The 24,514-nt window shown below is 65.4% G+C and carries 24 protein-coding genes and 1 pseudogene; 10 read left to right on the forward strand and 15 right to left on the reverse strand.

Features of this window, described 5'->3' with window-relative positions; all coding sequences use genetic code 11:
- Positions 1-31: 31 nt before the first annotated feature.
- Genes BR47_RS0117370 through BR47_RS0117385 form a run of 4 tightly spaced genes read right to left on the reverse strand, consistent with a single transcriptional unit; the run spans position 32 to position 4,226 of the window.
- A complete protein-coding gene (locus BR47_RS0117370; RefSeq protein WP_177127318.1) occupies positions 32-883 on the reverse strand; it encodes a hypothetical protein in 852 nt (283 codons plus the stop codon).
- A gap of 39 nt (positions 884-922) precedes the next feature.
- Entirely contained in the window at positions 923-2,512 is a 1,590-nt protein-coding gene (locus BR47_RS0117375; RefSeq protein ID WP_029120287.1) for an FAD-dependent monooxygenase, read from the reverse strand.
- Positions 2,509-3,405, reverse strand: coding sequence for an alpha/beta fold hydrolase (locus BR47_RS0117380; protein ID WP_020103094.1), 897 nt, complete (start codon positions 3,403-3,405; stop codon positions 2,509-2,511). Before BR47_RS0117380 ends, BR47_RS0117375 begins: the two co-directional genes overlap by 4 nt.
- A gap of 2 nt (positions 3,406-3,407) precedes the next feature.
- Complete coding sequence (locus BR47_RS0117385; protein ID WP_020103095.1) at positions 3,408-4,226, reverse strand: alpha/beta fold hydrolase; 819 nt, start codon at positions 4,224-4,226, stop codon at positions 3,408-3,410.
- A gap of 165 nt (positions 4,227-4,391) precedes the next feature.
- Between BR47_RS0117385 and BR47_RS0117390 the strand changes: the two genes are divergently transcribed.
- On the forward strand, positions 4,392-5,018 hold the full coding sequence (locus BR47_RS0117390) for a cutinase family protein (protein WP_020103096.1): 627 nt from the start codon (positions 4,392-4,394) through the stop codon (positions 5,016-5,018).
- A gap of 48 nt (positions 5,019-5,066) precedes the next feature.
- On the opposite strand, the gene BR47_RS0117395 is transcribed toward BR47_RS0117390, so the two are convergent.
- From BR47_RS0117395 to BR47_RS0117410, 4 genes are all read right to left on the reverse strand, one after another.
- Complete coding sequence (locus BR47_RS0117395) at positions 5,067-6,461, reverse strand: amidohydrolase family protein (RefSeq protein ID WP_036427513.1); 1,395 nt, start codon at positions 6,459-6,461, stop codon at positions 5,067-5,069.
- Between the two features lie 193 nt (positions 6,462-6,654).
- Positions 6,655-7,854: a BTAD domain-containing putative transcriptional regulator gene (locus BR47_RS30810; RefSeq protein ID WP_081831327.1), complete on the reverse strand. Its 1,200-nt coding sequence runs from the start codon at positions 7,852-7,854 to the stop codon at positions 6,655-6,657.
- Positions 7,855-7,942: 88 nt separating this feature from the next.
- On the reverse strand, positions 7,943-9,082 hold the full coding sequence (locus BR47_RS0117405; RefSeq protein WP_029120289.1) for an acyl-CoA dehydrogenase family protein: 1,140 nt from the start codon (positions 9,080-9,082) through the stop codon (positions 7,943-7,945).
- Between the two features lie 17 nt (positions 9,083-9,099).
- Complete coding sequence (locus BR47_RS0117410; protein WP_029120290.1) at positions 9,100-10,860, reverse strand: AMP-dependent synthetase/ligase; 1,761 nt, start codon at positions 10,858-10,860, stop codon at positions 9,100-9,102.
- A gap of 186 nt (positions 10,861-11,046) precedes the next feature.
- On the opposite strand from BR47_RS0117410, the pseudogene BR47_RS34135 reads away from it, so the two are divergent.
- Both BR47_RS34135 and BR47_RS33800 read left to right on the forward strand, forming a co-directional pair.
- Positions 11,047-11,289: pseudogene (locus tag BR47_RS34135) on the forward strand (TetR/AcrR family transcriptional regulator); the annotation flags it as partial.
- A 15-nt stretch (positions 11,290-11,304) separates the two neighbouring features.
- Positions 11,305-11,730: a hypothetical protein gene (locus BR47_RS33800; RefSeq protein ID WP_225433625.1), complete on the forward strand. Its 426-nt coding sequence runs from the start codon at positions 11,305-11,307 to the stop codon at positions 11,728-11,730.
- Positions 11,731-11,746: 16 nt separating this feature from the next.
- Here BR47_RS33800 and BR47_RS30815 read toward each other — a convergent pair whose 3' ends face one another.
- The 5 genes from BR47_RS30815 to BR47_RS0117440 form a co-directional block, all read right to left on the reverse strand.
- A complete protein-coding gene (locus BR47_RS30815) occupies positions 11,747-12,436 on the reverse strand; it encodes an Abi-alpha family protein (RefSeq protein ID WP_051634863.1) in 690 nt (229 codons plus the stop codon).
- Positions 12,437-12,514: 78 nt separating this feature from the next.
- Positions 12,515-13,354 carry a short-chain dehydrogenase/reductase gene (locus tag BR47_RS0117425; protein ID WP_036427515.1) on the reverse strand — a complete coding sequence of 280 codons (840 nt, stop codon included), beginning with the start codon at positions 13,352-13,354 and terminating at the stop codon, positions 12,515-12,517.
- Positions 13,351-14,868, reverse strand: a complete 1,518-nt coding sequence (locus BR47_RS0117430; protein WP_029120292.1) for a flavin-containing monooxygenase — start codon at positions 14,866-14,868, stop codon at positions 13,351-13,353. Before BR47_RS0117430 ends, BR47_RS0117425 begins: the two co-directional genes overlap by 4 nt.
- A gap of 31 nt (positions 14,869-14,899) precedes the next feature.
- Positions 14,900-15,982: a PDR/VanB family oxidoreductase gene (locus tag BR47_RS0117435; RefSeq protein ID WP_029120293.1), complete on the reverse strand. Its 1,083-nt coding sequence runs from the start codon at positions 15,980-15,982 to the stop codon at positions 14,900-14,902.
- Positions 15,979-16,875, reverse strand: a complete 897-nt coding sequence (locus BR47_RS0117440; protein WP_081633504.1) for a metal-dependent hydrolase — start codon at positions 16,873-16,875, stop codon at positions 15,979-15,981. The genes BR47_RS0117435 and BR47_RS0117440 overlap by 4 nt, the downstream gene beginning before the upstream one ends.
- A gap of 94 nt (positions 16,876-16,969) precedes the next feature.
- Here BR47_RS0117440 and BR47_RS0117445 point away from each other — a divergent pair, with 94 nt between their 5' ends.
- Positions 16,970-17,578 carry a TetR/AcrR family transcriptional regulator gene (locus BR47_RS0117445; RefSeq protein ID WP_020103107.1) on the forward strand — a complete coding sequence of 203 codons (609 nt, stop codon included), beginning with the start codon at positions 16,970-16,972 and terminating at the stop codon, positions 17,576-17,578.
- Between the two features lie 17 nt (positions 17,579-17,595).
- On the opposite strand, the gene BR47_RS33165 is transcribed toward BR47_RS0117445, so the two are convergent.
- Positions 17,596-18,030, reverse strand: coding sequence for a hypothetical protein (locus tag BR47_RS33165; RefSeq protein ID WP_155987073.1), 435 nt, complete (start codon positions 18,028-18,030; stop codon positions 17,596-17,598).
- Positions 18,031-18,121: 91 nt separating this feature from the next.
- On the opposite strand from BR47_RS33165, the gene BR47_RS0117460 reads away from it, so the two are divergent.
- The 6 genes from BR47_RS0117460 to BR47_RS0117485 all read left to right on the forward strand — a co-directional run bounded on the left by BR47_RS0117460 (position 18,122) and on the right by BR47_RS0117485 (position 23,585).
- A complete protein-coding gene (locus BR47_RS0117460; protein ID WP_029120295.1) occupies positions 18,122-18,550 on the forward strand; it encodes a nitroreductase family deazaflavin-dependent oxidoreductase in 429 nt (142 codons plus the stop codon).
- Positions 18,551-18,906: 356 nt separating this feature from the next.
- Entirely contained in the window at positions 18,907-19,653 is a 747-nt protein-coding gene (locus tag BR47_RS30820; protein WP_167542199.1) for an ABC transporter permease, read from the forward strand.
- Positions 19,650-20,438, forward strand: coding sequence for an ABC transporter ATP-binding protein (locus tag BR47_RS0117470; RefSeq protein ID WP_020103113.1), 789 nt, complete (start codon positions 19,650-19,652; stop codon positions 20,436-20,438). Before BR47_RS30820 ends, BR47_RS0117470 begins: the two co-directional genes overlap by 4 nt.
- Entirely contained in the window at positions 20,435-21,406 is a 972-nt protein-coding gene (locus tag BR47_RS30825) for an ABC transporter substrate-binding protein (protein WP_051634865.1), read from the forward strand. Before BR47_RS0117470 ends, BR47_RS30825 begins: the two co-directional genes overlap by 4 nt.
- The gene (locus tag BR47_RS0117480; RefSeq protein WP_020103115.1) at positions 21,403-22,359 is read left to right on the forward strand and encodes an asparaginase; all 957 of its coding nucleotides are present in this window, start codon (positions 21,403-21,405) and stop codon (positions 22,357-22,359) included. Before BR47_RS30825 ends, BR47_RS0117480 begins: the two co-directional genes overlap by 4 nt.
- Positions 22,356-23,585: a M20 family metallopeptidase gene (locus tag BR47_RS0117485; protein ID WP_029120296.1), complete on the forward strand. Its 1,230-nt coding sequence runs from the start codon at positions 22,356-22,358 to the stop codon at positions 23,583-23,585. Before BR47_RS0117480 ends, BR47_RS0117485 begins: the two co-directional genes overlap by 4 nt.
- On the opposite strand, the gene BR47_RS0117490 is transcribed toward BR47_RS0117485, so the two are convergent.
- On the reverse strand, positions 23,582-24,478 hold the full coding sequence (locus tag BR47_RS0117490; RefSeq protein ID WP_020103117.1) for a LysR family transcriptional regulator: 897 nt from the start codon (positions 24,476-24,478) through the stop codon (positions 23,582-23,584). The genes BR47_RS0117485 and BR47_RS0117490 overlap by 4 nt on opposite strands.
- Positions 24,479-24,514: the final 36 nt, after the last annotated feature.

Here is a 24,514-nt window from a genome sequence, read left to right on the forward strand (position 1 = left end):
GATCTGCACCGGTCCCCGGCGCTGCGCGGCCCTAGCCGCCGTTGATGAAATCCAGAAGGGCACTGGCAGGCTCCAAGGCCGAATCCACACTGGCTGCGACGACCACAAGGACTGCGGCGACAACGACAACAGCGGCGATACCGAAGCCAAGGGCAGTGAACTTGCGCCTGAGATCTGCCCTGTCGATGCTGACGAACGCCCTCCATGCGAACACGCCCGCGCCGGCCATCACTGCAGCGACGACAGAGCCGGCTAGGACCAGCGTCCAGAGATATCGGGCATAGCTACCCACCATCACCGCCAGAGCAGGCCTGTCACCCTCAGGGCTGCCCGGGTCGGCAAGACCCTGCCGAATCTGGCCCAACGTGTGCTCGAGCTCTCCACGTGGCGGATCCACGGGGAGCAACCCGAGCAACGCCGACAGCGGCTCCACCGTCGACTGCACGTTCGCCACCAACACGGCGACCCCGAACAGTGCCAGCACGGTGACCACCGCAGCGGTGACTATGCAACCCACCGCCGAACGGCTGGTACCAGCGCGAAGAAAGCGCTGCCACAACACCGTCGCAAGCAGCGCGAGAACACAAGTCAACGATACCGAAATCAGGACCTTGACGAGGTGCCAGCGGCGCCAATAGTCAACGAGGTCAGCCATCCCGGGAGTCAGGGCCCCGTTACCGCTGTTCCAGTATGCGACCAGGTTGACACCCAGTGCGTGGGTCAAAGGCGCCGCGTCATCGAAGCCGCCGTACCCGCCACCGGCCACCGTGGCAGGGGCAACCCTGAACGCCGCCACGAGCACGACGACGGCACCAACGAGCCACACAATGGCAAAACGGGACCTCACAGGCCCAGACCATATCCCGCGCGAACCGACTATCACACCGGGTCGGTATCCACCCCAGACGCTGCGCTTCCGTGGTCAGCGCATGGTTCGCCTGATGGTGGGTTTGTGGGCCGGGGGAGCAAGCGCGGTGACCGCGGCGGCCGTGACGGCAGCGCTGCCGTCACGGGTCGCGATGCTGGCGATGTAGCCATCGGGCCGGATGAGAATCAGTGTGTCACTGTTGATTCCGTATGCCTTGCGCAGCTTTCCGGCGGTGTCACGCAGATTCTGGGTGTTGTCGTCGAGTCGGGAAGGCGCGTCGACGGTGATGCGTCGCAGTGGGGCGCCACGGTCCGGCCAGGCAAGTTCTGCGAGTTCGCCGGCCGCCTCGGCCCCAACGGCCAGCGCGGTGAAATGCGGCCCGCGATAGAGATCGAACAACCTGACCGATGCGCCTTTGTCATCATGCAGGGACGCGTCGGGGGCGCGGTCGCCGACGTGCAGCGTAGCGGTGTGTTGAGCAGTCGACGGTGCCAGCGGGCCGCAGCGGTAGCTCAGGGCGATCTGTTGTTCGTCCTTGCCCCGGGTCAGGCTCGAGGGGTCGAGTTTCGTCATGCCGTCGTACTTTTTCGTGGCCAGACCCAGCACTGCCGACGCGATCGGTTGGCGTTCGGCTTCGTAGGTATCGAGCAGCTGTGCATCAGCTCCGGCGAGTACCTGCGCGAGCTTCCAGCCCAGGTTGTACGCGTCCTGGACACCGGTGTTGAGGCCCTGGGCGCCAGTGGGGGGATGAACGTGGGCGGCGTCACCGGCCAGGAAAATCCTTCCGCGGCGGTAGTTTTCGGCAAGCCGGATGTTCGGTCGGAACACCGACGTCCACGTGATGCTGTGCACCGCAAGGCGTTTGTTGCCGGTGCGAGCGCGCACGAACGCGGTAGTCGCGTCCTCGCCTACCGGCGGTGCTTCGTTGGGCTCCAATTTGATCATCCATTGGAACTGGTCACCGTGGGGCAGCGGGCAGGCGCCGGTGAATTGGCTGAGATTGGGGAAGCGTCCCGGCCAGACATGCCAGCGGTTCCGGGAAAGACCTCCACTGACGTCGGCATCGAAGATGAACATCCGGTCGGCCTCGTCGGTGGAGCCGAGGAATTCGATTCCGGCGATCTTGCGTACCGCGCTTGCACCGCCGTCGGCGCCCACCAGGTAGCGGGCGGTGAGCGTTTCGGTGCCTGACGGCGTCGTGATCGAAGCGGTCACGCCGTCGGATGTTTCGGTGACGGTGGTCAATTCGTGGCCGTAGTCGATGTCGACGCCGAGAGTCCGCAAGCGATCGTGCAGGGCTCGGTCGGTGCTGAATTGTGGGCTCAGCAAGGTATGCGGGTACGGGACGGTGTCGTCGCCGGCGTACGGGCTACGCAGCATGCGCAGCGGCACCGTGAACGGCCCCAGGTGGAATCCTATCAGCGGGTAGGACGATCCTCTGGTGACGACATCGTCGAGGACACCGAGGTCGTCGAAGACTTCCAGAGTGCGTGGCTGCACACCCTTGGCGCGCGAGCCGTCAAAACTGTGCGTGGCTTTATCGATGATGCGCACGGCCACGCCGCGGCGGATCAGATCGATCGCAAGGGCGCTGCCTACCGGGCCGGCGCCGACGATCAGGACATCGACGGTTTGTTGTTTCATGTGGTGCTCCGATCGGATTGGGCGGCGAGAAATGCCACCAGATGATCAGCGGCTTCGATGGGCCGCTCGTAGGGCGCCATGTGGCCGCAGTCCAGGACGTGTGTTTGTTTGGGGCGCAGGGTTTCCTGCGCGGTATCCCAGCCGGTGATGGGGGTGACGTGATCGTCGGCGCCCCACATCAGCAAGGTCGGGATCTCGCGTCGGCCGGCGGTACGGAACAGTGCGGTGCGGTTCGACAGCGGGAAGTTCTGCAGTGTGGAGAAGAACCCGTACATCGAGCCTTCGTAGCGGTACGCATCGGCGATCATGGCGGTCAGCGGCGCGGTAAGGGCGGGGTCGGCGACGTTGTGCCCGAGATGCCCGAGAAGGATTCGCCGACCGAACAACTGGGCGACGATACGGGCGATCACATCGTTGCGCAGCAGTCGTTGTACACGTGCGTTGTCGGCGCCCAATCCCGCAGGACCTACCAGCGTCAGACTCGCGACGCCGGCGGGGTGATTGACGACGTGGCCCAGCGCGACCAGGGCCCCCATCGAGGTGCCCACGAGGTGCACGTGCTCCGGGATATCAAGAGCCGCAAGTAATTCTTGCAACTGACGACCGAACAGGGCCTCGTCGTAGGCGGTGGCTACGCGGTCGGAGTAGCCGCGCCCGTAGGCGCTGAAGGCCAATGTCTGCAAACCGCGGGCGTGCAGTTCTCCGGCGAAGGTATCCCAATAGGACAAGGGGATGGTCAGCCCCGGCACGAGGACCACCAGCGGTCCGTCGGTGGGTCCGCGTAGTTCGTGGTGGGTGACGCCGTCGGTGAGTCTGATGAAGCTGCCGCGCAGCCCGGTGCGGGTTCCGGCGTTGAGCTTGCGGTCCTCGGAGGCCACGGTGAAGTACTTCATGGTCAGTTCCTTGGGAGGGTCGACAGGAACCCGATGACCTGTTCGGTGAACCAGTCGGGGTCTTCTTCGGGCAACAGGTGACCGGTGTCGGGGTTGACGGCCTGGCGGGCATGGGGGATGTCGCGGGCGAAATGTTGCCCGTCGATGCTTGCGCTGCGCAGCACGAGGGTGGGTACCTGGATGCGGCCGAGTTCGCAAGTGCGGTCGGGTTGGTCGGTGTTGACGAAATCAACGAATGCCCCGCGGTTGCCGTTGTGGTTCCACAACCGGTACACGCGATCGACCATCGCGTCATCGACGATGGTGGACTGCGGACCCACCGCCTGTCGCAGGCCGCCTTCGACCATGCGCCGCGGCATGGCCCTCCGCATCAGCTGTGCCACCGCGGGGTTGCGCGCGAGCCGCATGCCAAGAGGCAACGCCTTCTCGGGGTAGCCGGTTGCGTTGACCAGCACCAGCGCTCGCACCCGGTCGGGGTAGTCCAACGCAAGGTTCCAGGCGACGTTGCCGCCCAACGAATTACCCGCAATCGCGTACCGATCGATACCCAGCTGCGCCATGAATCCAGCGACCGTTCTTGCATAGGTCCGGATCCGGTAGTCGCGGTCGTTCCGTGCCCCGGTGAGGCCGAAACCGGGCAGGTCGGGACGGATCACGTCGAAGTGCCTGTCCAAGATGTCCGTCGCCCGATCGAAGTGCTCGAGCGAGGACGTGCTGCCATGCAACAGGAGCAGGGGCTGCCCGTCGCCTGAGCGCTGGTAGTGAACTCTTACGCCGTCCACGGTCTCGTACAGCGGCTGCTGCGAGTCTCCGTTTTTCATAATGGATACAGTGTGTCCGTAATTAGTGTTGGTGTCAACAGTCCGCTGGTGGGGCGTCGGACACACCTGTCGGGAGTCGGCGATGGCCGCTAACAAATACGCTGTATCCATTGGCCATCCGCGCGCCAATCGGTCTCGGCGACGGACAGACGAATTGGGAGACCTTTGAAGAGCTACATCTCCATTGCCGTGGTCGCGGCGGCATGCGCACTGTCGGTGGCCGACATTCCCGCACCGTCCGCCTCCGCTGCCGAATGCCCGGATATCGAGGTGGTGTTCGCCCGCGGGACAACACAACCGCCGGGGCTCGGCGAAGTGGGACAGGCTTTCGTTGATTCGCTCGCCTCGCACGTGGGCACACGCTCGGTCGAGGCCTACGCCGTCGACTACCCGGCCACGTGGGATTTCGACACCGGGATGCCCGCCGGATCCGCTGATGCGAGCGGTCACATTCAATCCGTCGTCACGACCTGCCCCAAAACCCGGATGGTGCTGGGCGGCTACTCACAAGGCGCGGGCGTCATCAGTATGGCCACCGCGGGGATGCCCCCGCAGATCGCGGACCACGTTGCCGCGGTGGTGCTGTTCGGCAATCTCCGGAGCGCCTACGCGGCCACGCTCATGCATGCCCAGTTGCCCACCGTCGGCACGGCGTATACCGGCAAGACCCTCGACCTCTGTCTGCCCGACGACTTGATCTGCTCTGACGGCCAGGACTGGGGCGCGCACACCGCCTATGTCCGCACCGGCATGGCCGACCAGGCAGCCGGTTTCGCTGCGAGTCGACTCTGAGTGGTCGGTCGAGCTTGTGACTCTCGATCGTGTCGTCGGGCCGCGTTGCTAGCTCTCGGAGCGAGCTTGGTGCCGAAGGTGTCGGCGCACGATCGTGCGGACGACGCGGCGTCGGGTTCGGGCAAGCGGGCCGGTCGCGCGGATCTTGTGGGCGAACCGTTCTCCCGACTCCTGTAGCCGGTCCTTGACTTCATCGATGTCGGTTTCGATCAAGGTGTGGTGCCGCTTGCGCCAGCGCCCGGCGACCATGACCGCTTCGATGTTGGCGATGCTGGCGTGCAGCGCCGCGGTGACCGGGTCATGGGCCGGCCACAGGTTCAGTGCCCGGGCGTCGATGACGACGATGTCGGCTTGCATCCCGGGGGAGAGGTGGCCGACCTTGTCGGCCAGGCCGAGGGCGCGTGCGCCATGGACGGTTGCCCACGACAGCGCCTGTTTGCTGGTGAGCCCCGCGGTGGCCGCGCCCATGCCGGTGCGGTGGAATTCCTGCTCGTGTGCCAGGCCTCGTTGGCGGGCCAGGGTGATGCGGGCAGCGGTGAGGACTTCACCCGATACGGCCGTTTCGGTGTCGGTGCCGAGCGACGGCGCTCCGCCGGCACGCACGAGTTGTTCGGTGATTGCCGTGCAATGTCCTTGACCCAGTTCGTTTTCCGGCGTGGTCGTGAACGTGACTCCGGCGTCGGTGAGCTTCTTCACCCAGTCGTCGGTCAGTCCGGTGCCGTGCACGATGTTGGCGTGTGGACCCCACAGTCCGGTAGCGCCGACCGCGCTCCAGCCGGGTCCGGGCGTTCCGGCGCTCTGGTGCATCGATGCGGTCACGCCGCGTTCGACGGCGGCCCGGAGGTCCGCGATCACCACGTCGGAAGCGGACAATTGCGGACCCTTGATCGCCATTCCCGCGGCAAGCAGCGTGCTGTGGGCGATGGGACCGTTGATGAGGCGGTCGACCTCGGACACGTCATGGGGTTTGGTGGGGCCGCCGTGGGGTGTGCCGTGAAAGAAGACCGCGCGGATGCCGGCAACGTTCAGTGCGTCGATGGCGGCATCGGCGTGCTCCGGAGTCAGGCAGTTGTGGCACCAGTCGCCCACAGTAGTTGTGCCGCAATTGATTTGGTTCAACGCGCCGGCCAGCGTCCCGATGTGCATGTCGTCGGGGCCGTATCTGCGGGCGACGTGACCGTGAGTGTGGGCCAGGTATTCCAGCAGCGACCAGTCACCGCCGACGAACCGTAGTGCGGACTGCCACGTGTGCAGGTGGGCGTTGACGAGTCCGGGGATGACGATGTGGTTCTTGAGGTCGACAACGTCGGCGCCGGTCGGATCGAGGTGGTCGCCCATCGCCGCGATGCGATCGTCCTCGACGAGGATGTCGATGCGTTCGGTGTCGGGGCGATGCGGGGCCATGGTGATGACCTGTGCACCGCGTAGCAATATTCGGCTCACCGTTGTCTCCGATTCTGCGGCTGGGAGTCTCGTCACAGACTGCGCCCTCACGTCGTAGGTGAATCGGGGGCAGCGCGGCGCAACCAGTTGTGGATACACTGTATCCATTAATCTGTCGATGCGTCAACCACTGCTTGGGCTGGCCGCTACCGTCACGTCGGAGTCGTGCCGGCTATCGGCTTGTCAGGCCTTGTCAGGCCTTGTCACCGTCCGGCCCCGTGGCGGGCGGGTAGGTCTGGAAGACGAACACCTGTGCACCGACTCGAATGGTGTCGCCGTCGTGGAGTTCAGCCGTGGCGCGGATGCGCTCGCCGTTGACATGGACTCCGTTGGCAGATCCGAGGTCGGTGATGATGTGGGTGGAGCCGGCATTGTTGATGACGGCGTGGTGCCGGCTGACCTTGTCGTCGGCCACGACAAGGTCATTGTCGGGGCTGCGCCCGATGCGGGTGGCCGCACCCTTGAGCCGATGAAGGCGATCGTGCACGTCGCGCAGGGCCGCGGTGACAGGGTCGATCAGGGTCGTCACAGCGGGTTCGAAGGCGATGATCGTCTGGGCCGCGGCCTGGGCATTGCGCTGTACGTCGAGTGGTTCCTGACGCAGGATTTGCTCGTACAGGGTGCGCAGCGCCGGCGCGGGGTCGATTCCGAGGTCATCGGACAACGTTGTCTTGAGCCGGTGATAGGTGTCGAGTGCATCGGATTGGCGGTCGGTGAGGTAATACGCCGTGATCAGTTGTGCCCAGAGGGGTTCGCGGTAGGGATGTTCGCCGACCAGAGTTTCGAGCTCACGAACGACGGTATGGGCTCGGCCACAAGCGATCTCGGCGTGGGCGCGTGCGGTCTGCGCAACGATTTTGTCCTCGGCTAACGCGTTGCTCAGCGCCTCTGTGAAGGCGAAGTCGCGCAGGTCGTCGAGGACGGCGCCGCGCCACTGACGCAGTGCCGTCGTGAGGTGAGTGCTGGCGGCTTCGAAGCGTCCGGCGGCCGCGGCGTTGATCCCGGCTTGCTGTTCGGTGGCAAACCGGGCCAGATCGCTTTGTTCGGGGGTGATTTCGAGTCGGTAGCCGTGGGGTGCGGTCGATACGACGGCATGGGCGTCGATGCCTGCCTCGGTGAGGATGCGGCGCAGATTCGACACGTACGCACTCACGGAGATGCGCGCGGCGGCGGGTGGCTCGTCTTCCCAAATTGCGGTGATCAAGTCAGCGGCACTGACGGCGCGGTTGGCGTTCGCGACCAACATGGCAAGTACCGCGCGCTGTTTCGGCGTCCCGACCTGAATCGGCCTCGACGCGACGGTCACCTGCAGCGGGCCCAGCACCCCGAATTGGATGTCGTGTGCGGCGCCACCGCGCTGAGGTGCGGGCGCCATCGGTGTGTGGCCACCCATCACCTGCTCCTTGCCTGGCCGTACCTACCCGATCGCACGGGTAGAGGGTTGCACACCCAGCTCGCTCAGGACGGCCGAATCATCCCGGCTAGAGGTGGCGCGCGATGAGGTCCTTCATGACTTCGTTGGCGCCGGCATAGATCCGTGAGATCCGACTGTCGACGAACAGTCGGGAGATGGGGTATTCCTCCATGTAGCCATAGCCGCCATGTAGCTGCAGGCAGCGGTCGACGATTTGTGTCTGTTGGTCGGAGCACCAGAGTTTGACCTGCGCGGCTCGTTTGACGTCGAGGTCGCCGCGGACGTGACGCTGGATCGCGTCGTCGACGAACGTACGCATGACGTCGACCACGGTGGCGATCTCGGCCAGTTCGAAACGGGTGTTCTGCAGGGCGAAAAGCGGCTTCCCGAACACGTGGCGCTCCTTGACGTACGCCAGCGTGTGGTCGTACGCGGCCTCGACCGCGCCCAGCGCGGCGACGCCCACGATCAGGCGCTCCTGCGGCAACTGCTGCATCAGCTGGACGAAGCCGCGACCTTCGACGCCGCCGAGCAGGTTCTCCGCGGGGACGCGAAGTTCATCGAAGAACAGTTCGGTGGTGTCCTGCCCTTTCTGGCCGATCTTCTTCAGCTTGCGGCCGCGCTGGAATCCCGGAGTGTCGTCGCGAACTTCGGCAGCGAACAGCGACAACCCGGCCGCACCCTGCTGCGGATCGGTCTTGGCCGCGATGATGATGAGGTCGCACGTCGCGCCGTTCGAAATGAACGTCTTGGCGCCGGAGATCACGTACTCGTCTCCCACGCGAACGGCTCGCGTCGAAATGGCCTGCAGATCCGATCCGGTACCGGGCTCGGTCATGGCAATCGCGCCGATCCAGTCACCGGCAGCGAGTTTGGGCAGCCAGCGCAGCTTCTGCTCGGGGGTGGCGTAGGCGTTCAGGTAGTGCGGGACGATGCCCGTGTGGACACCCAACTGCATGGACAGATCGCCTGCATAGGCCTGCTCCCGGAACAGAACCGCCTCGTGTGCGAAAGTTGCACCACCGCCGCCGAATTCCTCCGGGATCGACATCAGTAGCAACCCGAGGTCGCCGGCACGGCGATACAACGCACGGTCGGGCTCTCCGGCAGCGGCGAATTCCTCGTGACGCGGAGCGACTTCCTTGGTGAAGAAGTCGCGGGCCAAACCGGACAGGTCGGCAAGTTCGGTTGTCGATGCGGGGGTCACTGTCTTTTTCCTCTCCTTCAACGCGTGTAGAGCGCGTCGATCTCTGCGGCGTATTTTTCGGCGATGGGTGCGCGGCGCAGCTTGAGCGTCGGCGTCAGTTCATCCCCGCCGGGAATCCAGTACTGCGGCAGGACTTTCCAGCTCCGAATCTGCTCTACCCGGGATAGCCGGGTATTCGCCGACGCCACCGCATCAGACACAGCCTGCTGTGTCGCCTCGTGGTCGACCATCTCGTCGACGGTGGCGCCGGCGAATCCATGCCGGGAGGCGAAGTCAGCGGCCGCATCGGGGTCGAGCGTGATCAGCGCGGCGATGTGCGGACGGTTGTCACCAATGGCAGCGACAGCGCCGATCAGCGGGCTGGCCGCTTTCAGTGCTCCCTCGATGTTGCTGGGGGACATGTTCTTTCCGCCGGAGTTGATGATCAACTCCTTCTTACGGTCGACGATACGCAGATACCCGTCGGCATCGAGCGAGCCGATGTCGCCCGTGTGGATCCAGCCGTCGACATCGAGGATTTCCGCGGTGCGACCGGGATCGCGGTGGTATCCGCGCATCACCCCACATCCGCGGACCAGAATCTCGCCGTCGGTAGCCAGTTTGATTTGTGTGCCGGGGATTGGTCTACCCACCGTGCCGAGCTTGAGCCGGTCTCTGGGATTGACGGTCGTGACCGCGGAGGTCTCCGACATGCCCCATGCCTCCAACACGGGAACACCGATCGCAAGCATGAACTCGAGTACGGAGACATCGATGGGCGCAGCGCCCGACACGGCCGCGCTCAGTTGGTCCATTCCTAGGCGTGCGCGAATCTTGGATAACACCAACACGTCTGCCGCGGCGGCGGCTGCTTCGTCGAGTAGTCCCAACCGGCCTCCCACCAGGGTGGCTCCCGCCTTCTTCTTGCCGGCTGCCAGAGCCCACCGCGCGAGCGCGCCTGCTGGTCCAGTCTGCACCGCGATGAGTGCCTCGACACGAGCCCGAATCTTGTACCAGAGCATCGGTACCGCGACGAAGAACGTCGGATGCACGCGGCCCAGTATGTCGATCAGTATCTTCGGGTCATCGACGTCGGTGACCGTGATACCGAAGTACATCGGCGCGTATTGGCCGATCCAACGATTGATCAGGTGCGCATCCGGCAGATAGGACAGCACTCGACCCCCAGTGAGATTGCCGACCACACTCGGGATCACCTCCAGCTGGTACAGCAGGTTGCCGTGCGTCAGCTCTACACCTTTGGGATGCCCTGTGGTCCCACTGGTGTAAATGAGGGTCAGGATGTCGTCGCGCTGAATGGCTTTCCAAGCGGCGTCGAAGTCGAAATCCTCAGCACCACCATCTACTAACTCATCGAGGGTGAGCACACCGTGGTTCGGCTCGTCGACCGAGATGACTTGGCGCACAGCGGTGCCCGATGAGGCAGCGAGCACCTTCTCCAGATATTGCGCCTCACTGACCACGACTGCCGGCTGGGCGTTGTCGAACAGGTACGTGATCTGCGCCGCGGCGCTGGTGTTGTAGACCGAAAAGCCGATCGCACCGAGATGCATCACCGCGGCGTCGACAACGTGGAACTCGGGGCGATTGGTGAGCATCATCGCCACCACATCGCCCCGCCGCACGCCCAGCGCGGCCAGACCCGCTGCCACCCGTCGAACTTGATTGCCGTACTCCGACCAGGTCAACGCCACCGTGCCGTCGGCGCGGCAAATCGCCGCGATGTCACCGAGCTCGGCAACGCGCCGCTGGAAGTGCGCGCACAGACTTTCGCTCATCACAACCCTTCTCACAGCAGTGCCGTGCGGCGTCCGGACCGGGTGCGGCCGCAACGGCTCAGGCTGAAACAGTAGAACATATTGCGTATGATTGTTTCAATCGCAAAAGATGGGGCGATCCCGCGCGCGTCGTCCGATGCCTGCTGTGTTTCGTGAAATACCTTGCCCGACAGAAGGAGAGCCGTGATGTTGGCAACCCGACGTCAACCGAACGGCACGTGCTGCCAGGCGAGTCCGACTGCCACCGACAGTCCGAGCGCTACCGGTCGTGATCGAACGACGATCACCAATCGTGGTGATCACGCCCGTACGGCAATTTTGACAGCGCTACGCGAATTGTTGGATCGAAACCCGATTACGGAGGTTTCAGTACAGGCGATCACTCGGCAGGCCGGTGTCACGCGAACCGCGTTCTATTTCTATTTCGAATCCAAGTACTCCGCCTTGGCGGAACTGTTGCATGGACGCACCACTGCCGCGATGCTCGATCAGTCGTTCGCGTTGCGGACACCGGGGGAGTCCACTCCGGCATTGATCGCACGTGTCATCGCCGGTATCCGTGCCGCCCTGGCTGCCGACGACCCGGTGTGGGCCTCGTGTCGCGCATCAGCAGGCTACGAACCGGAGATCGCCGAGATCGTCGCGGCCGTGGAGGACGCGATCACTCGCCGCATCGTGGAGATTGTGTCGGCCGAGGTCTATCAAGGCGCCCAACCGATCTCGACCGACCTCCCCGCTCTGGTGCGTGTCCTGACCACCGCGACGGTCGTCGGCAGCGCACCCGCGGGTGTCGGTGCGCAATCCGGCCACCTCGATCGCACTACCGATGCGGTGTCAGCCCTGTGGCGGAACGCATTGTGGCCCAGGTAGTTCGAGAATTTGTGCCTTACCGGGACCTGCCGCACGTCGTTGTCGTCCACAGCTCGCGTCCCAGGTCGGACAGGCGCAGACTGAGCCGTTCCACTCGAGTGGACTGCCGCGCCTTCTGCGCATCGGCGACGGCGCGCCTGACGCTTGGTTCGGCCATGAGCACCTCGTAGCCGGGCTCGGATCCGTCTGCGTGGGGTCCGATTTCAACCAGACCGAGCCGCAACAGGTTCGCGACGTAGATCGGCACCATGGTCGGCAGCGTCGCGCCCGCGGTGCGGCCGATCAGCGAGGTGTTGGTAAGGACGGCTCGAGGCAAGGACCACCGCCGAGACTGCGCATAGACGTTGACCAGGGGAGAGGTGGTGCCGTCCGAAAGTGCACGGAGAATCCTCGCCTCGTCGGCAACAAGCTGGTCGACGATGCGGTCGTAGAGCTCCAGCCGCGTCTCGCCCGTGCTCTGGTCCAGTGAGCGGTCCAACAACTCGGCCATTTTGGTGCGCAACGATTCCTTCGACTGCGACGAATCATTCTGTGTCGCGACGCCGGTATCGGCCGGCCGCGATGGCGCGTGCGGCGGCCCGCCGGCCTGCTCGCACGACGGCACCTCCCGCACGGGGATGTCGGCTCGCCCCGCCACGGATAGGCCGCGCCGGGCGAATGTCGTGGCGGTCGCGATCAGGCCGTGCACGTCGGAGGTGGTGACCATCGTTTCATCTCTCTTCTGGAGGGCGGTTCTTTCGGCTGGTGCGGGTTGATAATCTGGCTTCTGTTGCGAGACAGCGTGTTATCGCTCCAGTTGCCGGATGATGGCGGCTACCGTCTGGTTGGCCGCGAGTTGCTGATCGAGGATCAGGTTGATGACACCGCGAAGCCAGGCGTAGGGGATCCATGCGCGCGGCACGGTGCTGCTGGCTCTGCGCCGGCCGACTGCGTCGACAATGCTGGCGGCGGCGTGGCCGGCGTCGATGCGCTTGTTCAACGGCCAGGGCAACAGTTCGCCGATGCGTTGGCCCATCGGATCGTCATCGAGTGTGGTGCGGGCCAGCGCCGTGTCGACGATTCCGAAGTAGGAGATTCCGACCGTCACCTGGTGGGTCGCGAGCTCGATCCGCAACGCTCGCCCGAGCTGTTCGACACCGGCTTTGCTGATCATGTACGCCGCACCGCCCATGCCCGGTGCGAACGCGGCGCATGACCCGACCAGCTGAATGTGTCCGCTACTGGAGATGATGTGCTCGGTGGTCGCGCGCACGGTATGCACCGCGCCGAGCAGATTGATGTCGATAACCCGTTGGAACGCATCGGGTTCGATGGTGCGCAGGGTTGCCGGCGGCGGTGTGACGCCGGCGTTGGCGACCACCACATCGATGCGTCCCCAGGTGTGCACCGCCTGGTCGGCCGCGGCGGTCAACGCGGCGGCATCGCGCACATCGGCGACGATGCCGATGGTGTCGATCCCCAGCTGTTCCTGTGCTTTCCCGAGTTTCTCTTCGTCGACGTCGACGAGGACCACTCGCGATCCGGCCGCCACGAAACGGGAGGCCGCTTCGAACCCGATGCCCTGTGCCGCGCCGGTGATGAAAACCACTGCACCAGCAAGAGGCATCGCTGCACGTGCGGTCATCGTCCGACCAGCAACTCGGCGTGGGCGGATTCGGGCGGCACTGTCGCGTAACGGATATCGAACTCCGCGAGGCGAATTCGGCGCATCTGGCGTCGGAATGTGAAGACGAAGCCAGGCCAGAAGGTGAAGTTGCGGCCAGACGGACTCAAGTAGTAGCTGTGACAACCACCGGAGTTCCACACCGAGTGCGCAAGACGCCGGTCGACGTGCGCGACAAAATTGTCGAGAGTGTCGTTCGAAACCTCGATACTGCGGATCTGACGGCGCTGCATCTGCGCGATGGCGTCGAGTACGAAGTCGAGCTGCGCCTCGATCGTCACGATCTGCGACGTGTACACCACCGAGTTCGGGCCGAGGATCATGAACAGATTCGGAAAGCCCGGAATGACGGTGCCCAAGTGCGCCTTCATCTCTCCGCCGGCCCACACCTCCGCGAGGCTGCGGCCATCTCGGCCGTGGATTCGGGTGAATCCTTCGTTATGGGCCAGTTTGAACCCGGTTCCGAAAACGATGGCGTCGAGGCGATGGTGGTGCCCGTCGGCGGTTTCGATCCCGTCTCTGGTGACCCGCCGGATCGCGGTGGTTTCCACGACGGTGTTGTCCGCGGCCAGCGCGGGGTAATACGTGTTGGAGAACGTCGGTCGTTTGCATCCGAACGCATACCGCGGTGTCAGCTTTTCCCGCAGGTTCTCGTCGCGGACCTGCCTGCGGAGATGCCACGTGCCGACGGCCGCCATCGGCTGGAGCAGCGCCGGGAGATGGACCAGGCCAGGCACCATCGCTTCCTGGACGAGGCTGACCGCCGAACGGGCTGCGCGCTGGACGAGCGGGGCCGTGCGGAACACCGAACGCACCGCGGGCCCGACCGGGCGGTCCGGATGGGGCAAGATCCACGTCGGAGTTCGTTGAAACACAACCAGTTCGGCGGCGTCAGGCTGAATCCGGGGGATGAACTGCACGGCCGAAGCGCCGGTGCCGATGACACCGACCGCCTTTCCGCGCAGGTCGACGTCATGACGCCACCCCGCCGAGTGAAAGGCCGGACCCGAGAAGTCTTCGAGGCCCGGAAGATTCGGGATCGACGGCTCACTGAATGGTCCGGTGGCGAGGACCACGACGGTGGCGGTGAAATGTTGGCCACCTGCGATGATCTGCCACACCTGGGCCAGGTCGTCCCATGAGGCGTCGGTGACGTCGTGCCCCAGCCGAATGCGCGACCGGATGCCGCTGTCATCGACACATCTTTCGATGTAGGCCTTTAGTTCTCGCTGCAGCGGATACAGGCGCGTCCAATCGGGGTTCGGGGCAAACGAGTACGAGTACAGCACCGACGGGATGTCGCACTGCGCTCCCGGATAGGTGTTCGCCTGCCATGTTCCGCCGATGTCGCTGGCCCGCTCGAATACGAGGAAGTCGTTGTCGCCGGAATCCTTGAGTCGCATCGCCGCGCCGATCCCGCCGAAGCCGGCACCGATGATCGCGGTATGGACATGTGTGGGAGTGGGTTTGGTCATGGGTGTGTCCTTGGTGAGTGCCGGTGGCTGGCTAGAGCGCGACGGAGATCGAGTCACCCTGGGCGCGGGAAACGCAGATCATCATCGAGTCGTCGTGCTGGTCGGGCGTCAGCACCCGATCTCGGTGCTCGACAACGCCGTCCACCAGTCGCACGCGACAAGCGCCACAGAAACCCTGCTGGCACGAATACTGCACGTCCGGTTTGACCCGGCGGATCGCAGCGAGGGCCGACTCATCGGCTGCGACGTCGACAGTGAGCCCCGATTCGGTCAGCTGCACAGTGAACGCTCTGCCGTCGACGATCGGTGCGGCGGTGAAACGTTCGCTGTGGAATTCTGCGGTACGGCCCGGCGCAGTCGCGGCGGCGACATCGCGAGCCCGTTCGATCATGGCGGGAGGGCCACACACATAGAACGCCGCGCGGGATGAAGCGGCCGTACACAATTCGGCCAGATCCGGTGTGCCGTAATGGTCGTCGGGCCGGATGAGCACCCGGTCGTGCCCGAGTTCGGTGAGCTCGTCGATGAAGGGCATCGATGCGCGCGAACGCCCGGTGTACACCAGGCGCCAGGGGGCCGGGCCGGATGCCGCCGCACGCACCATCGGCAGGATCGGCGTGATGCCGATCCCACCGGCGATGAACACGTACTCGTCAGCGGGGGCCATGCTGAACGCGTTGCGGGGACCCCGGATACGCAGCGTATCGCCGACCCGGACGCGGTGCAGCTCGGCCGAACCCGAGCCGTCGGGGATCCGCCGCACGGCGATTCGATAGTGGAGGGGGTCGAATTGGTCACCGACCAGCGAGTAGTGCCGTTGCCGGCCGGCCGGGGTGAACACGTCGATGTGCGCGCCCGGCGTCCAGCGCGGGAGCGGTGAACGGTCGGCCCGGCTCAAGGTCAGGCTGACGACGTCGTCGGCTACGCGTTCCGCCGCAACAACTTCGAGGCGCGCGTCGTATCCGGCCCGGCGTACCGGACGGCCCGGTGACAAGCGGTCCGCGATCCGGCTCTCGGTGAACAACCGCGAATAGCCGCGGGCCAACTGCCCCATGGCCCTGAGCGCTGGCGTCGGGTCATCGACAGATGTGGGTTGGTCGAGTAGTTCGTTCATGCGTGTGCCGCCTGCGCCGCGGGCGATACCGCCAGGTACCGCACTGCCTTGCTGATGTCGCCCATCGTCGACGGGTGAAAACCCGGTCGTAGGTAGAAGTACATCTGCGAGAAAAGGAAAGACACCCCCGGCACCAATCCATGATGGGCGGCGCGGATGTACTCGAAGGGCCACGGACGACGACGCTGCACCGTCGCGTCGTTGCGGTACAGATGCGATGCCGTCGAAAACCAGAGCAGCGCAAGGCCCGAACATGCGATGAGGGCCGTGCGCGCACGGCGGGCATAGCCACCGTCGACGTACTGGTAGGCATCGAACGCGACATTGCGATGTTCGAGTTCTTCAGCGCCGTGCCATCGCAGCAAGTCGAGCATCGTCGGGTCGATGCCGGCGCGATCGAAGGCCTCGTTGTCCAACAGCCATTCGCCGATGACGGCGGTGAAATGCTCTGCCGCTGCGTAGACCCCGAGGCGCTCGCTCAGCCACGCCTTGCGCGCGGGACCGGTGATCCCGTGGTCGCCGAAAATCTTCTCTACCGCGAACTCGATGCGCCGCAGGACCACACCGACGTCGACACCGTGTGCGCGCAGGTAGTTGCGGAAGCCCTCGTGCGACGCCGCGTGCGTCGCCTCCTGTCCAACGAATCCGATGACTTCCTCTTTGAGGCGCTCGTCGTCGATGTACGGCAATGCCTGACTGAAGACGTCGGCCATGGCCCGCTCACCTTCTGGCAAGACCAGGTGCATGACGTTCCAGAAATGGGTGGCATAGGCCTCGCCAGGGATGTATTCCAACGGGACGCCGGACCAATCGAAGTGGACGTGGCGGGCGTTGATCGCCAGCGCCTCGTCGTTGTACTCGCGCACCACTCGTCCCGGTTTTTTGCTCGCCATCACACGCCTTCCTCGGCTCTGAGTCCTTCGTGCTACAGTGAAACACAATACATACAATTGTTTCAATGTTGCAGCGTCGACTATGGTCAGGTGCGTGCATACCGATCTGTTCGCGCTCGACACGGCCCGTGATGAGGGTGTCGAAGAGATCCTCGACGCCGCGTTGGACGTCTTCGCCAAGATCGGGATCCGGCGGGCGACCGTCGATGAAATTGCTCAACGCGCGGGGCTCGGCCGCGTCACGATCTATCGACGGGTCGGAGGGAAGAACGAGATCGTCTCGGCGGTGCTCATCCGCGAATCCCAGAAGCTGTTCGAAGCGGTGCGCGCCGCGGCGGCGCGTACGGACAATTTCGCGGATCGCGTGGTCCACAGTTTTGCCACGACGATCGAGACGGTGCGCACGAACGCGGTCTGGAACCGGCTTCTCGACATCGAGCCCGACACCGTGCTGCCTCGACTGACCCTCGAAGCCTCACCGCTGCTGGCCGGCGCCGTCGCGGCGACCGCCGAAGTGCTCCGTGGCCCTGACGTGGCGGCAGTCCCGGAACCCGAGCTGCTCGCACGAGCCGAAATCCTCGTCCGCATCACCCATTCGATCCTGCTCACGCCTGCGGTGCTGGCGCCATTGGAGACCTATGAACAGGTCGAACAATTCGCGCGGCAAAGTCTGCTGCCGATCGCGTCAACGCCGAAACCGTAGTTGCCGCAAGGCGGGCTTCAGCCTGCGGTTGTGCAGGCGAGCGACACCGCCCGGGCGTGGGGCGTGAGGAACGCCATCAACGTATCGGTGTCCGCGACGCGGTGCGAGGGCGCCGACGCTGCCAAGACGGCGATGAGACTGTCGTCGGCGCTCCGGATCGGGAGAGCCAGGCAGCCATGTCCGGGCACCAGAATCCCTCGCTGGGTGGAGAACGCCGGGCGTTCACCGCGGGCGTCTGCGGCGACGATCCGTCCGATGGCGGCGGCGGGAGCGGCTGTATGGGCGTCGTACCACCTGTTGCGGACCCGACTCGGGGGTGTGGTCGGCAACCAGCCTTTCGAATGGCCGCGACTCGCTGTCTGGATCGTGGTGTGCAGCAGCATGATTCCTGCCGGCGGATTGATCGGACTCGCGTTGGTCGTGCTGAGCATCCTGGCGCTTGCCGAGTTCATGCCGGGTTTGTGAAACTCTTGCCGACAAGTAGACCGATCGGTATATTCAGCGTATCGGGTTCAACGCCATGGCCGGAAAGGAGGATGTTTCGTGGGGACAGCGCATACTCGCGCCGAACAACGACAGTTCCGGGTGTTCCGCGCAATCGGGCGTTACCTGCTCAATCCGACGGTGCGGGGTCTGGCTCGACTCGGCGCCGTCCGCCCAACGCAGGTAAGCGAATTGGAGACCCTCGGCCGCAAAACTGGGCAGCTGCGACGGGTACCGGTTTCGCCGATCTTCGATGAAACCGGGGCCTGGGTCATCTGCGGTCACGGTACGTTGTCTGGCTGGGGCGCCAACATCGAGGCCAACCCGAATGTTCGCATCCAGCAAGGAGATCGCTGGCGTGCCGGCATCGCGACGTTCGTTCCGGACGACGATGTGCGTGCCCGGGTGCGGCAATCCGGCGCGGCCGGACCGAAAATCGCGTCCTACGGAACCGCGCCGGTGTCTGTGCGCATCGTATTCACCGACTAGACCGTTCGCAGTGCCGGGCAGAAGCCTGGAACTCAAACCATCGGATCAGACGGATCGAAACGCATCGCGTCGGCGCGACCGTTGCCGAATTACTGCAGGTCTGCGGCGATTCGGGTGGTGATCTTGATGCGGAGCTGACGACGCGGTGACGCCCTTGGCCTGCCGGATCCCCTCTGTACCGGTGTTACGTTGCGGCCGTTACGCAGGTCTGCAAGGGAAGATGGATGGTATCGGCACCCGCACGCGGTTCTGGCGCGCTCAGCTCGAGCGGCGTGCCCACAGCAGTTCGACCGAGCAGTACGGCCGGAGCCGAACGACGCCGACGCGACCGCGGTGAGCTTGCCCGGGTGGCGCTGTTGTCCGCTTTGCCGATCCTGAGCCTCGTCGCCGTCATCATCGGCTGGGACGCCGCGGTGCGGTTCGAACTCTTCTCCGCCCGGCTCTTGCCCGCGCCCGCACAGGTTGTGCACGCCGCGCGTGAGATGTACAGCGACGGAACGCTGTTCGCCGACTCGGCCGCGAGCTTTCGACGGGCTCTCCAAGGGTTTGTCGTCGGATCGCTGATCGCCATCGTGGTGGGCACCCTCACCGGCCGCTCACGTATTGCCCGGGGCCTGTTGGAACCCACCATCCAGATCGTTCGGCCCATCCCGGCCATTGCGCTGGTGCCGTTGGCGATCCTGTGGTTCGGCATCGGTGAAGAGTCCAAACTGTTCCTCACCAGCCTCGGCGTCTTCTTCCCGGTCTGGGTCAACACGCACGCCGGGATCGCCGCGACGCGCGACGACTATCTGCGGGTCGCGGCATCGCTGGGCTCGTCAAAGTTGTTGACGTTCACCAACGTCGTCCTGCCGGGCGCCCTGCCATCGGTGCTCACCGGCCTGCGCCAGGGGATCGCGACATCCCTCATCCTGATCGTGGCATCCGAGCAATCCGGTGTCACCGAGGGACTCGGCTTCCGGCTCGACCAGGCGCGCCTGTTCAGCCAACCCGACCGGTTGTTCGTCTGTCTCGCTGCGCTGGGCATCGTCGGTGCCCTCGCCGATCAGCTGTTCCACCAGGCCACGCGTCACACCGTGCGCTGGGCGAAGGAACAATCGTGACCGCCGGCGACATCGCGGTCGAGTCGCTGACAGTGCGGTACCCCGGAGCGGACCGTTCGGTCGTCGACGGCCTCGACCTCACCATCGAGTCCGGAGCGTTCCTGACGATCCTCGGACCGTCGGGTTGCGGCAAGTCGACCCTGCTGAACGTCATCGCCGGATTCGTCCGGCCGACAACAGGTTCGGTGACGTTCGGAGGCGAGCCGGTGACCGGACCGGGGCGTGAGCGGGGCGTCGTGTTCCAGCGCGACGTGCTGTTCCCGTGGGCCTCTGTCGGGAGCAACATCGGCTTCGCGCTACGCGCGGCGAAGGTGCCCCGAACACAGCGGCGCGACCGGATCGCCGAGTTGATCAGTGCGGTCGGTCTGGCAGCGGACGTCGTGCACAAGCGGCCACACGAGCTGTCGGGTGGCATGCGGCAACGCGTCGGCATCGCGCGTGCCCTGGCGAACAGCCCGCGAGTGTTGTTGATGGACGAGCCATTCGGTGCACTGGACGCCTTGACCCGCCAGCAGATGCAGGACCTGGTGGTCGAACTGTGGGAGCGCAGCCGGCCGACCGTCGTCTTCGTCACGCACGATGTCGACGAGGCAATCCGCATCGCGTCCTCGATCGTCGTGATGGATCACACCGGCGCCATCGCCGATCACCTCGGCAACCCGCTGCCGCGGCCGCGGCCCGCCAGCCGCCTCGGCGAATTCGACGATTACGCGGCACTGCGCCGCCGACTGCACGACCTGTTGCACGGACAGCAACCGGCCCTCACATCGGGAGACCACGGATGAATACACATCGGAAGATTGCCGCGATAGTCGTTGCCGCGCTTGCGGTTCTGGGGGTTGTCGGCTGCAGTAGTTCGAGCAGCAAGGACAGCGCGGCCGACTCGCTCACCGTGGCGTGGGTGGTCGACCCGTCGTGGGCGCAGGTGCCCGTCGCCAATGACCTCGGATACTTCAAACAGCATGGGGTCAACGTCAAGATCGTTCCGTTCCCGACGGGCGCCGCAGCGCTCGAGGCGCTGGCGGGCGGCGCCGTGGATGTCGCCAATGGCGGTGATGTGCCCACATCCGCTGCGGCACTGAAGAATCCGAATCTTCGGATCTTCGCCGACGGCGCCATCTGGCCGGAGGGGCGATTCGTCGCGCGCCGCTCAGCCGGGATCAACTCGGTCGCCGACTTGGCCGGCCGCAAGATCGCGGTGCCCTTGGGCAGCAGCGCTCACTACTTCGCGAGCCGGTTCCTGACCGAAGCGAACGTGAAGGCGGACCTGATCCAGACCGGACCGGCGGAGATCGTCACGGCGATCACCAATCACAACGTCGACGCGATCGCCGTCTTCCAGCCGGCACTGGCGAAAGCGGTTGCGGCACTGGGCAGCGACGCGATCGAGCTGCAGGGCAAGCAGAAGTACAACCAGCACAGCCTCTACCTGGCCAACCAGAACGTCCTCGACTCGAAGAAGCAGGCTGTTGGAAAGTTTGTCGGGGCGATCCGCAATGCCGATGGTCCGCTGTCCGGCAAGGACCCGGCCGCCCTCGCCGCGGTCGCGAAAGCAACAGGGCTGGACAACAACCTGATCAGCCAGGTCACCTCGGAGTTCAAGTACCAGACGCACCTCGGGCCGGAACTCGCCGGCGACCTCGCCGACCGCGCCCGCTGGGCGCAGAGCATCGGTCGCATCCCTGCCGACCAGCACATCCCCGACTACCAGAACATCATCGCCGGATCGTTTGTGACGGAGAGCAATTCATGAGCGGGGCATACCTGATCGGCTTGGGCGGCACCATCTCCATGCACCAGACCGCGCAGGGCGCGGTACCCGTCACCGGAGCGCAGGAGCTGGCGGAGACGGTCGCCGGGTTCGCCGGTGCGGAGAGCCTTGCGTTGGTCGGTGGGTCCGAGGTCGACTTCGACCTGCTGGAACGCCTGGTCGTCCGGGCTCGCGAACTGGTCGCCGACGGCGCCGACGGCATCGTCGTGACGACGGGCACGGACTCCATCGAGGAGGTGGCGGCCTGGCTGGCCTACCGGGAGAACTGGTCGGTGCCGGTCGTGGTCACCGGTTCGATGATCCTCGGCACCCGGCATGACAGCGACGGCCGCGCCAACCTCGCGGACGCGCTCGCGGTGGCGTCGTCTGGAGCGGACATCGATCCGGTGGTGGTGTTCGCCGGCAAGATCTTCGACGGCCGTGAGGCCGTGAAGGTTTCGGGAGTCGTGCGTGATGCGTTCGACGCGCCGGGACGCGGGCCCATCGGCTATGTCGTCGGCGGCCAGGTCCAGTGGCACCGGACTCAGAAACGCCGCACGAGTCATGGCGATCCCACCGGTCCGATCCGGCCGGTACCCGTGCTGCTGGCTGCGCTGGGTGACGACGGCACGGTGTTCCGAGCCGCCGGGGACGCCCAGCCGGCCATCGTGGTGGCGGCGAACGGGGCCGGTAATCTGCCTCCGAAACAGGCTGCGGCAGTGGAGGAACTCATCGACGGCGGCAGGTTCGTCGTGCTCACCACTCGCGCTGCGGACGGTCGCGTCGCTCCGGTGTACGGATACCCCGGTGGAGTGGCCGGTCTCGTCGAACACGGTGCACAACTGGCTGCCGGCATTTCACCCCACCGCGCACGCCTCTTGGTGACGCTCGGGCTGGCACAGGGCCGGGACAACGACGGCTTGCGGGCGTTGATCGACAGCGAGATTCGCGCATGACCCACGCTGCGGTCGGCGCCGCGGTGGACCGGCGCGAACTCGTCGAACTCACCACTCGTCTGGTGGCCGCCGGCCAGCCGTGGTGCGAGAACAGCCTTGACGGCCCGAGTCGCCCGCCAGAGGAAGAGCGCATCGCCCGCCCGGTGGGTGACCTGTTGCGCGAGTGGGGATTCACCGTCGAGCTGGTGGGCCGCACCCCGCAGCGGCCGAATGTGGTGGCCACGAAGCGCTTCGGCGCCGGTCCGTCCCTCATGCTCAACGATCACCTCGACACCTACCCGTCGGGGCCGCCGAGCCGCTGGCGCGTATGCGCCGGAAACCCTTATTCGGCAGTCGAATTGGACGGCCGGATCTATGCGCGCGGCACCTCGGATACGCGCGCCAACCTGGCGGCACTCTTGACCGCCGCCAAACGCATTGTCGACGACCCGCCGGAGTACGGGACCCTGCTGGTGGTCCTGACCGTCGACGAGGAACGCAACGGCATCGAAGGATCCAAGTACCTGGTCGACGAACATGGTTTGCGCCCCGACGCCTCCATCACGGTCGAACCGACCGCGTGGACCGACGATGGCCGCAGCGGTATCGCCCTCGCCGTCGCGCAGACCGGTCACGCACTGCTGGACATCACTGCCCGCGGGCGGTCCAGCCATATTTGGTGGCCTGATACCGGTGTCAACCCGGCGCTGTTCCTCGCCGAGTTCCTGGCCGACATTGCCGCCGATCCCGTTGGCGATTGGCCGGTTTCGGTGGTGGGACTGCACGCGGGGGAGACCGGCATGGCGCAGTTCACGCCGTTGGAGGCGAGCGCACGCGTTGCGGCCGTCAACATCGGTCCGGATGTCGTCGCCGGCCGGCTGCTCGAGGAGTTTCACCGCCGCCTGACCGCGGCCCGGCCCGAAGGTATCGAGGTCGACGTCGAGTTCGCGCCCGGTCCGACGTTCGTCGCGGGCACCGTGCCGTTGACGGACGTCGATCCGCTTGTCGCCGCGATCCGGAGCGCGTACCGCGGTGTCACGGGCGAGGACGTCCGCACCTACACGAAGCCTGCGTTCAACGACACCATCCGCTTCCGTCACGTGGGCATTCCGGCCGTCACGTTCGGCCCGGGCGACGACGGGTGGGCCGTGTACGACGAGAGCATCAGCATCGACAGAATGGCCACCGCCGTACAGGTCATCGAAGCCGCTGTGCGGCAGTATTTTTCGGCTGCCGGCCCTACCTAGGGTGTCGCCAGGTGGTCATGGACACAGGCGATGAACGCCTGGCAGGCCGCCGAGCGCAGGTGGGGTCTGGGTGCCACCAGGTGCACCTGGCGGTGCATCTGGACGCCGGTGACAGGGCGGAGCGCCAGGGTGCTGTCGCTGTCGGCGCGGGTTCGCGCAACCGATTCCGGCAGCAGCGCCACCCCGAGGTTCTGCCGCACGAAGTGCACGACCTCGTCGACACGGGTGACCTCGAAGGCCACCCGTCGCGGCACGCCCGCGAAGCCGCGGTCGGTTTCGTGCCGAAGGCCGTAACCGAGCGGAAAGTCGATGAACGGCAACGCCGCCAGTTCGGTCAGCGACACCGCCCGCTGTCTGGTCAGCGGATGGTCGCGCGGCATGACCGCGATCAACGACTCGGTGAACAAGTGGGTGAAATCCAACTGGTCGCTGGCCGGGGAGACATTGGAGCCGACAATGGCGGCATCGAGCTTGCGGTCGCGGGTCGCGGTCAGCAGGATGTCGCTGCCACCGCTGCGCAGGGTCACGCTCACGTCCGGGTAGCGGGAGTGGAATGTCGCCATCAGTGTTGCGACGTCGAGGCTTTCGGACGGCACCTCCATCATGCCGACGGTCAGGCGGCCGGTCACGGTCCCGCTGAGCGCCTGGGCGTCGACTTTGAGCTGGTCGATGCCGGCGACCACCTGGTGCACCAGCGGCAGGAGCGCCTCACCTGCCGGGGTGAGCGAGACGGCCCGGGTGGTGCGCTCGAAGAGCGTCACGCCGAGCTCTTCTTCGAACTTCCGCACCTGCTGGCTGAGCGCCGACTGCACGACAAACGAGGTCTCGGCCGCCTTGGTGAAGCTCTTCGCTTCGGCCAGGGCGACCACGTAATGGAGCTGCTGCAGGTTCATCGTTCTTCACTTTCAATGATGAATCGGATCATATCT

The organism is Mycobacterium sp. UNC410CL29Cvi84 (assembly GCF_000686745.1).
Taxonomy (GTDB): Bacteria; Actinomycetota; Actinomycetes; order Mycobacteriales; family Mycobacteriaceae; genus Mycobacterium; species Mycobacterium mucogenicum_B.

Excerpts from the sequence above, each read along its gene's own strand:
- BR47_RS0117375 (WP_029120287.1), bottom strand. The coding sequence starts at position 2,512 with ATGAAACAACAAACCGTCGATGTCCTGATCGTCGGCGCCGGCCCGGTA.
- BR47_RS0117380 (WP_020103094.1), bottom strand. The coding sequence starts at position 3,405 with ATGAAGTACTTCACCGTGGCCTCCGAGGACCGCAAGCTCAACGCCGGA.
- BR47_RS0117385 (WP_020103095.1), bottom strand. The coding sequence starts at position 4,226 with ATGAAAAACGGAGACTCGCAGCAGCCGCTGTACGAGACCGTGGACGGC.
- BR47_RS30810 (WP_081831327.1), bottom strand. The coding sequence starts at position 7,854 with ATGGGTGGCCACACACCGATGGCGCCCGCACCTCAGCGCGGTGGCGCC.
- BR47_RS0117410 (WP_029120290.1), bottom strand. The coding sequence starts at position 10,860 with ATGAGCGAAAGTCTGTGCGCGCACTTCCAGCGGCGCGTTGCCGAGCTC.
- BR47_RS30815 (WP_051634863.1), bottom strand. The coding sequence starts at position 12,436 with ATGGTCACCACCTCCGACGTGCACGGCCTGATCGCGACCGCCACGACA.
- BR47_RS0117425 (WP_036427515.1), bottom strand. The coding sequence starts at position 13,354 with ATGACCGCACGTGCAGCGATGCCTCTTGCTGGTGCAGTGGTTTTCATC.
- BR47_RS0117430 (WP_029120292.1), bottom strand. The coding sequence starts at position 14,868 with ATGACCAAACCCACTCCCACACATGTCCATACCGCGATCATCGGTGCC.
- BR47_RS0117435 (WP_029120293.1), bottom strand. The coding sequence starts at position 15,982 with ATGAACGAACTACTCGACCAACCCACATCTGTCGATGACCCGACGCCA.
- BR47_RS0117440 (WP_081633504.1), bottom strand. The coding sequence starts at position 16,875 with ATGGCGAGCAAAAAACCGGGACGAGTGGTGCGCGAGTACAACGACGAG.
- BR47_RS33165 (WP_155987073.1), bottom strand. The coding sequence starts at position 18,030 with ATGAACTCGGCAAGCGCCAGGATGCTCAGCACGACCAACGCGAGTCCG.
- BR47_RS30825 (WP_051634865.1), top strand. The coding sequence starts at position 20,435 with ATGAATACACATCGGAAGATTGCCGCGATAGTCGTTGCCGCGCTTGCG.
- BR47_RS0117480 (WP_020103115.1), top strand. The coding sequence starts at position 21,403 with ATGAGCGGGGCATACCTGATCGGCTTGGGCGGCACCATCTCCATGCAC.
- BR47_RS0117485 (WP_029120296.1), top strand. The coding sequence starts at position 22,356 with ATGACCCACGCTGCGGTCGGCGCCGCGGTGGACCGGCGCGAACTCGTC.
- BR47_RS0117490 (WP_020103117.1), bottom strand. The coding sequence starts at position 24,478 with ATGAACCTGCAGCAGCTCCATTACGTGGTCGCCCTGGCCGAAGCGAAG.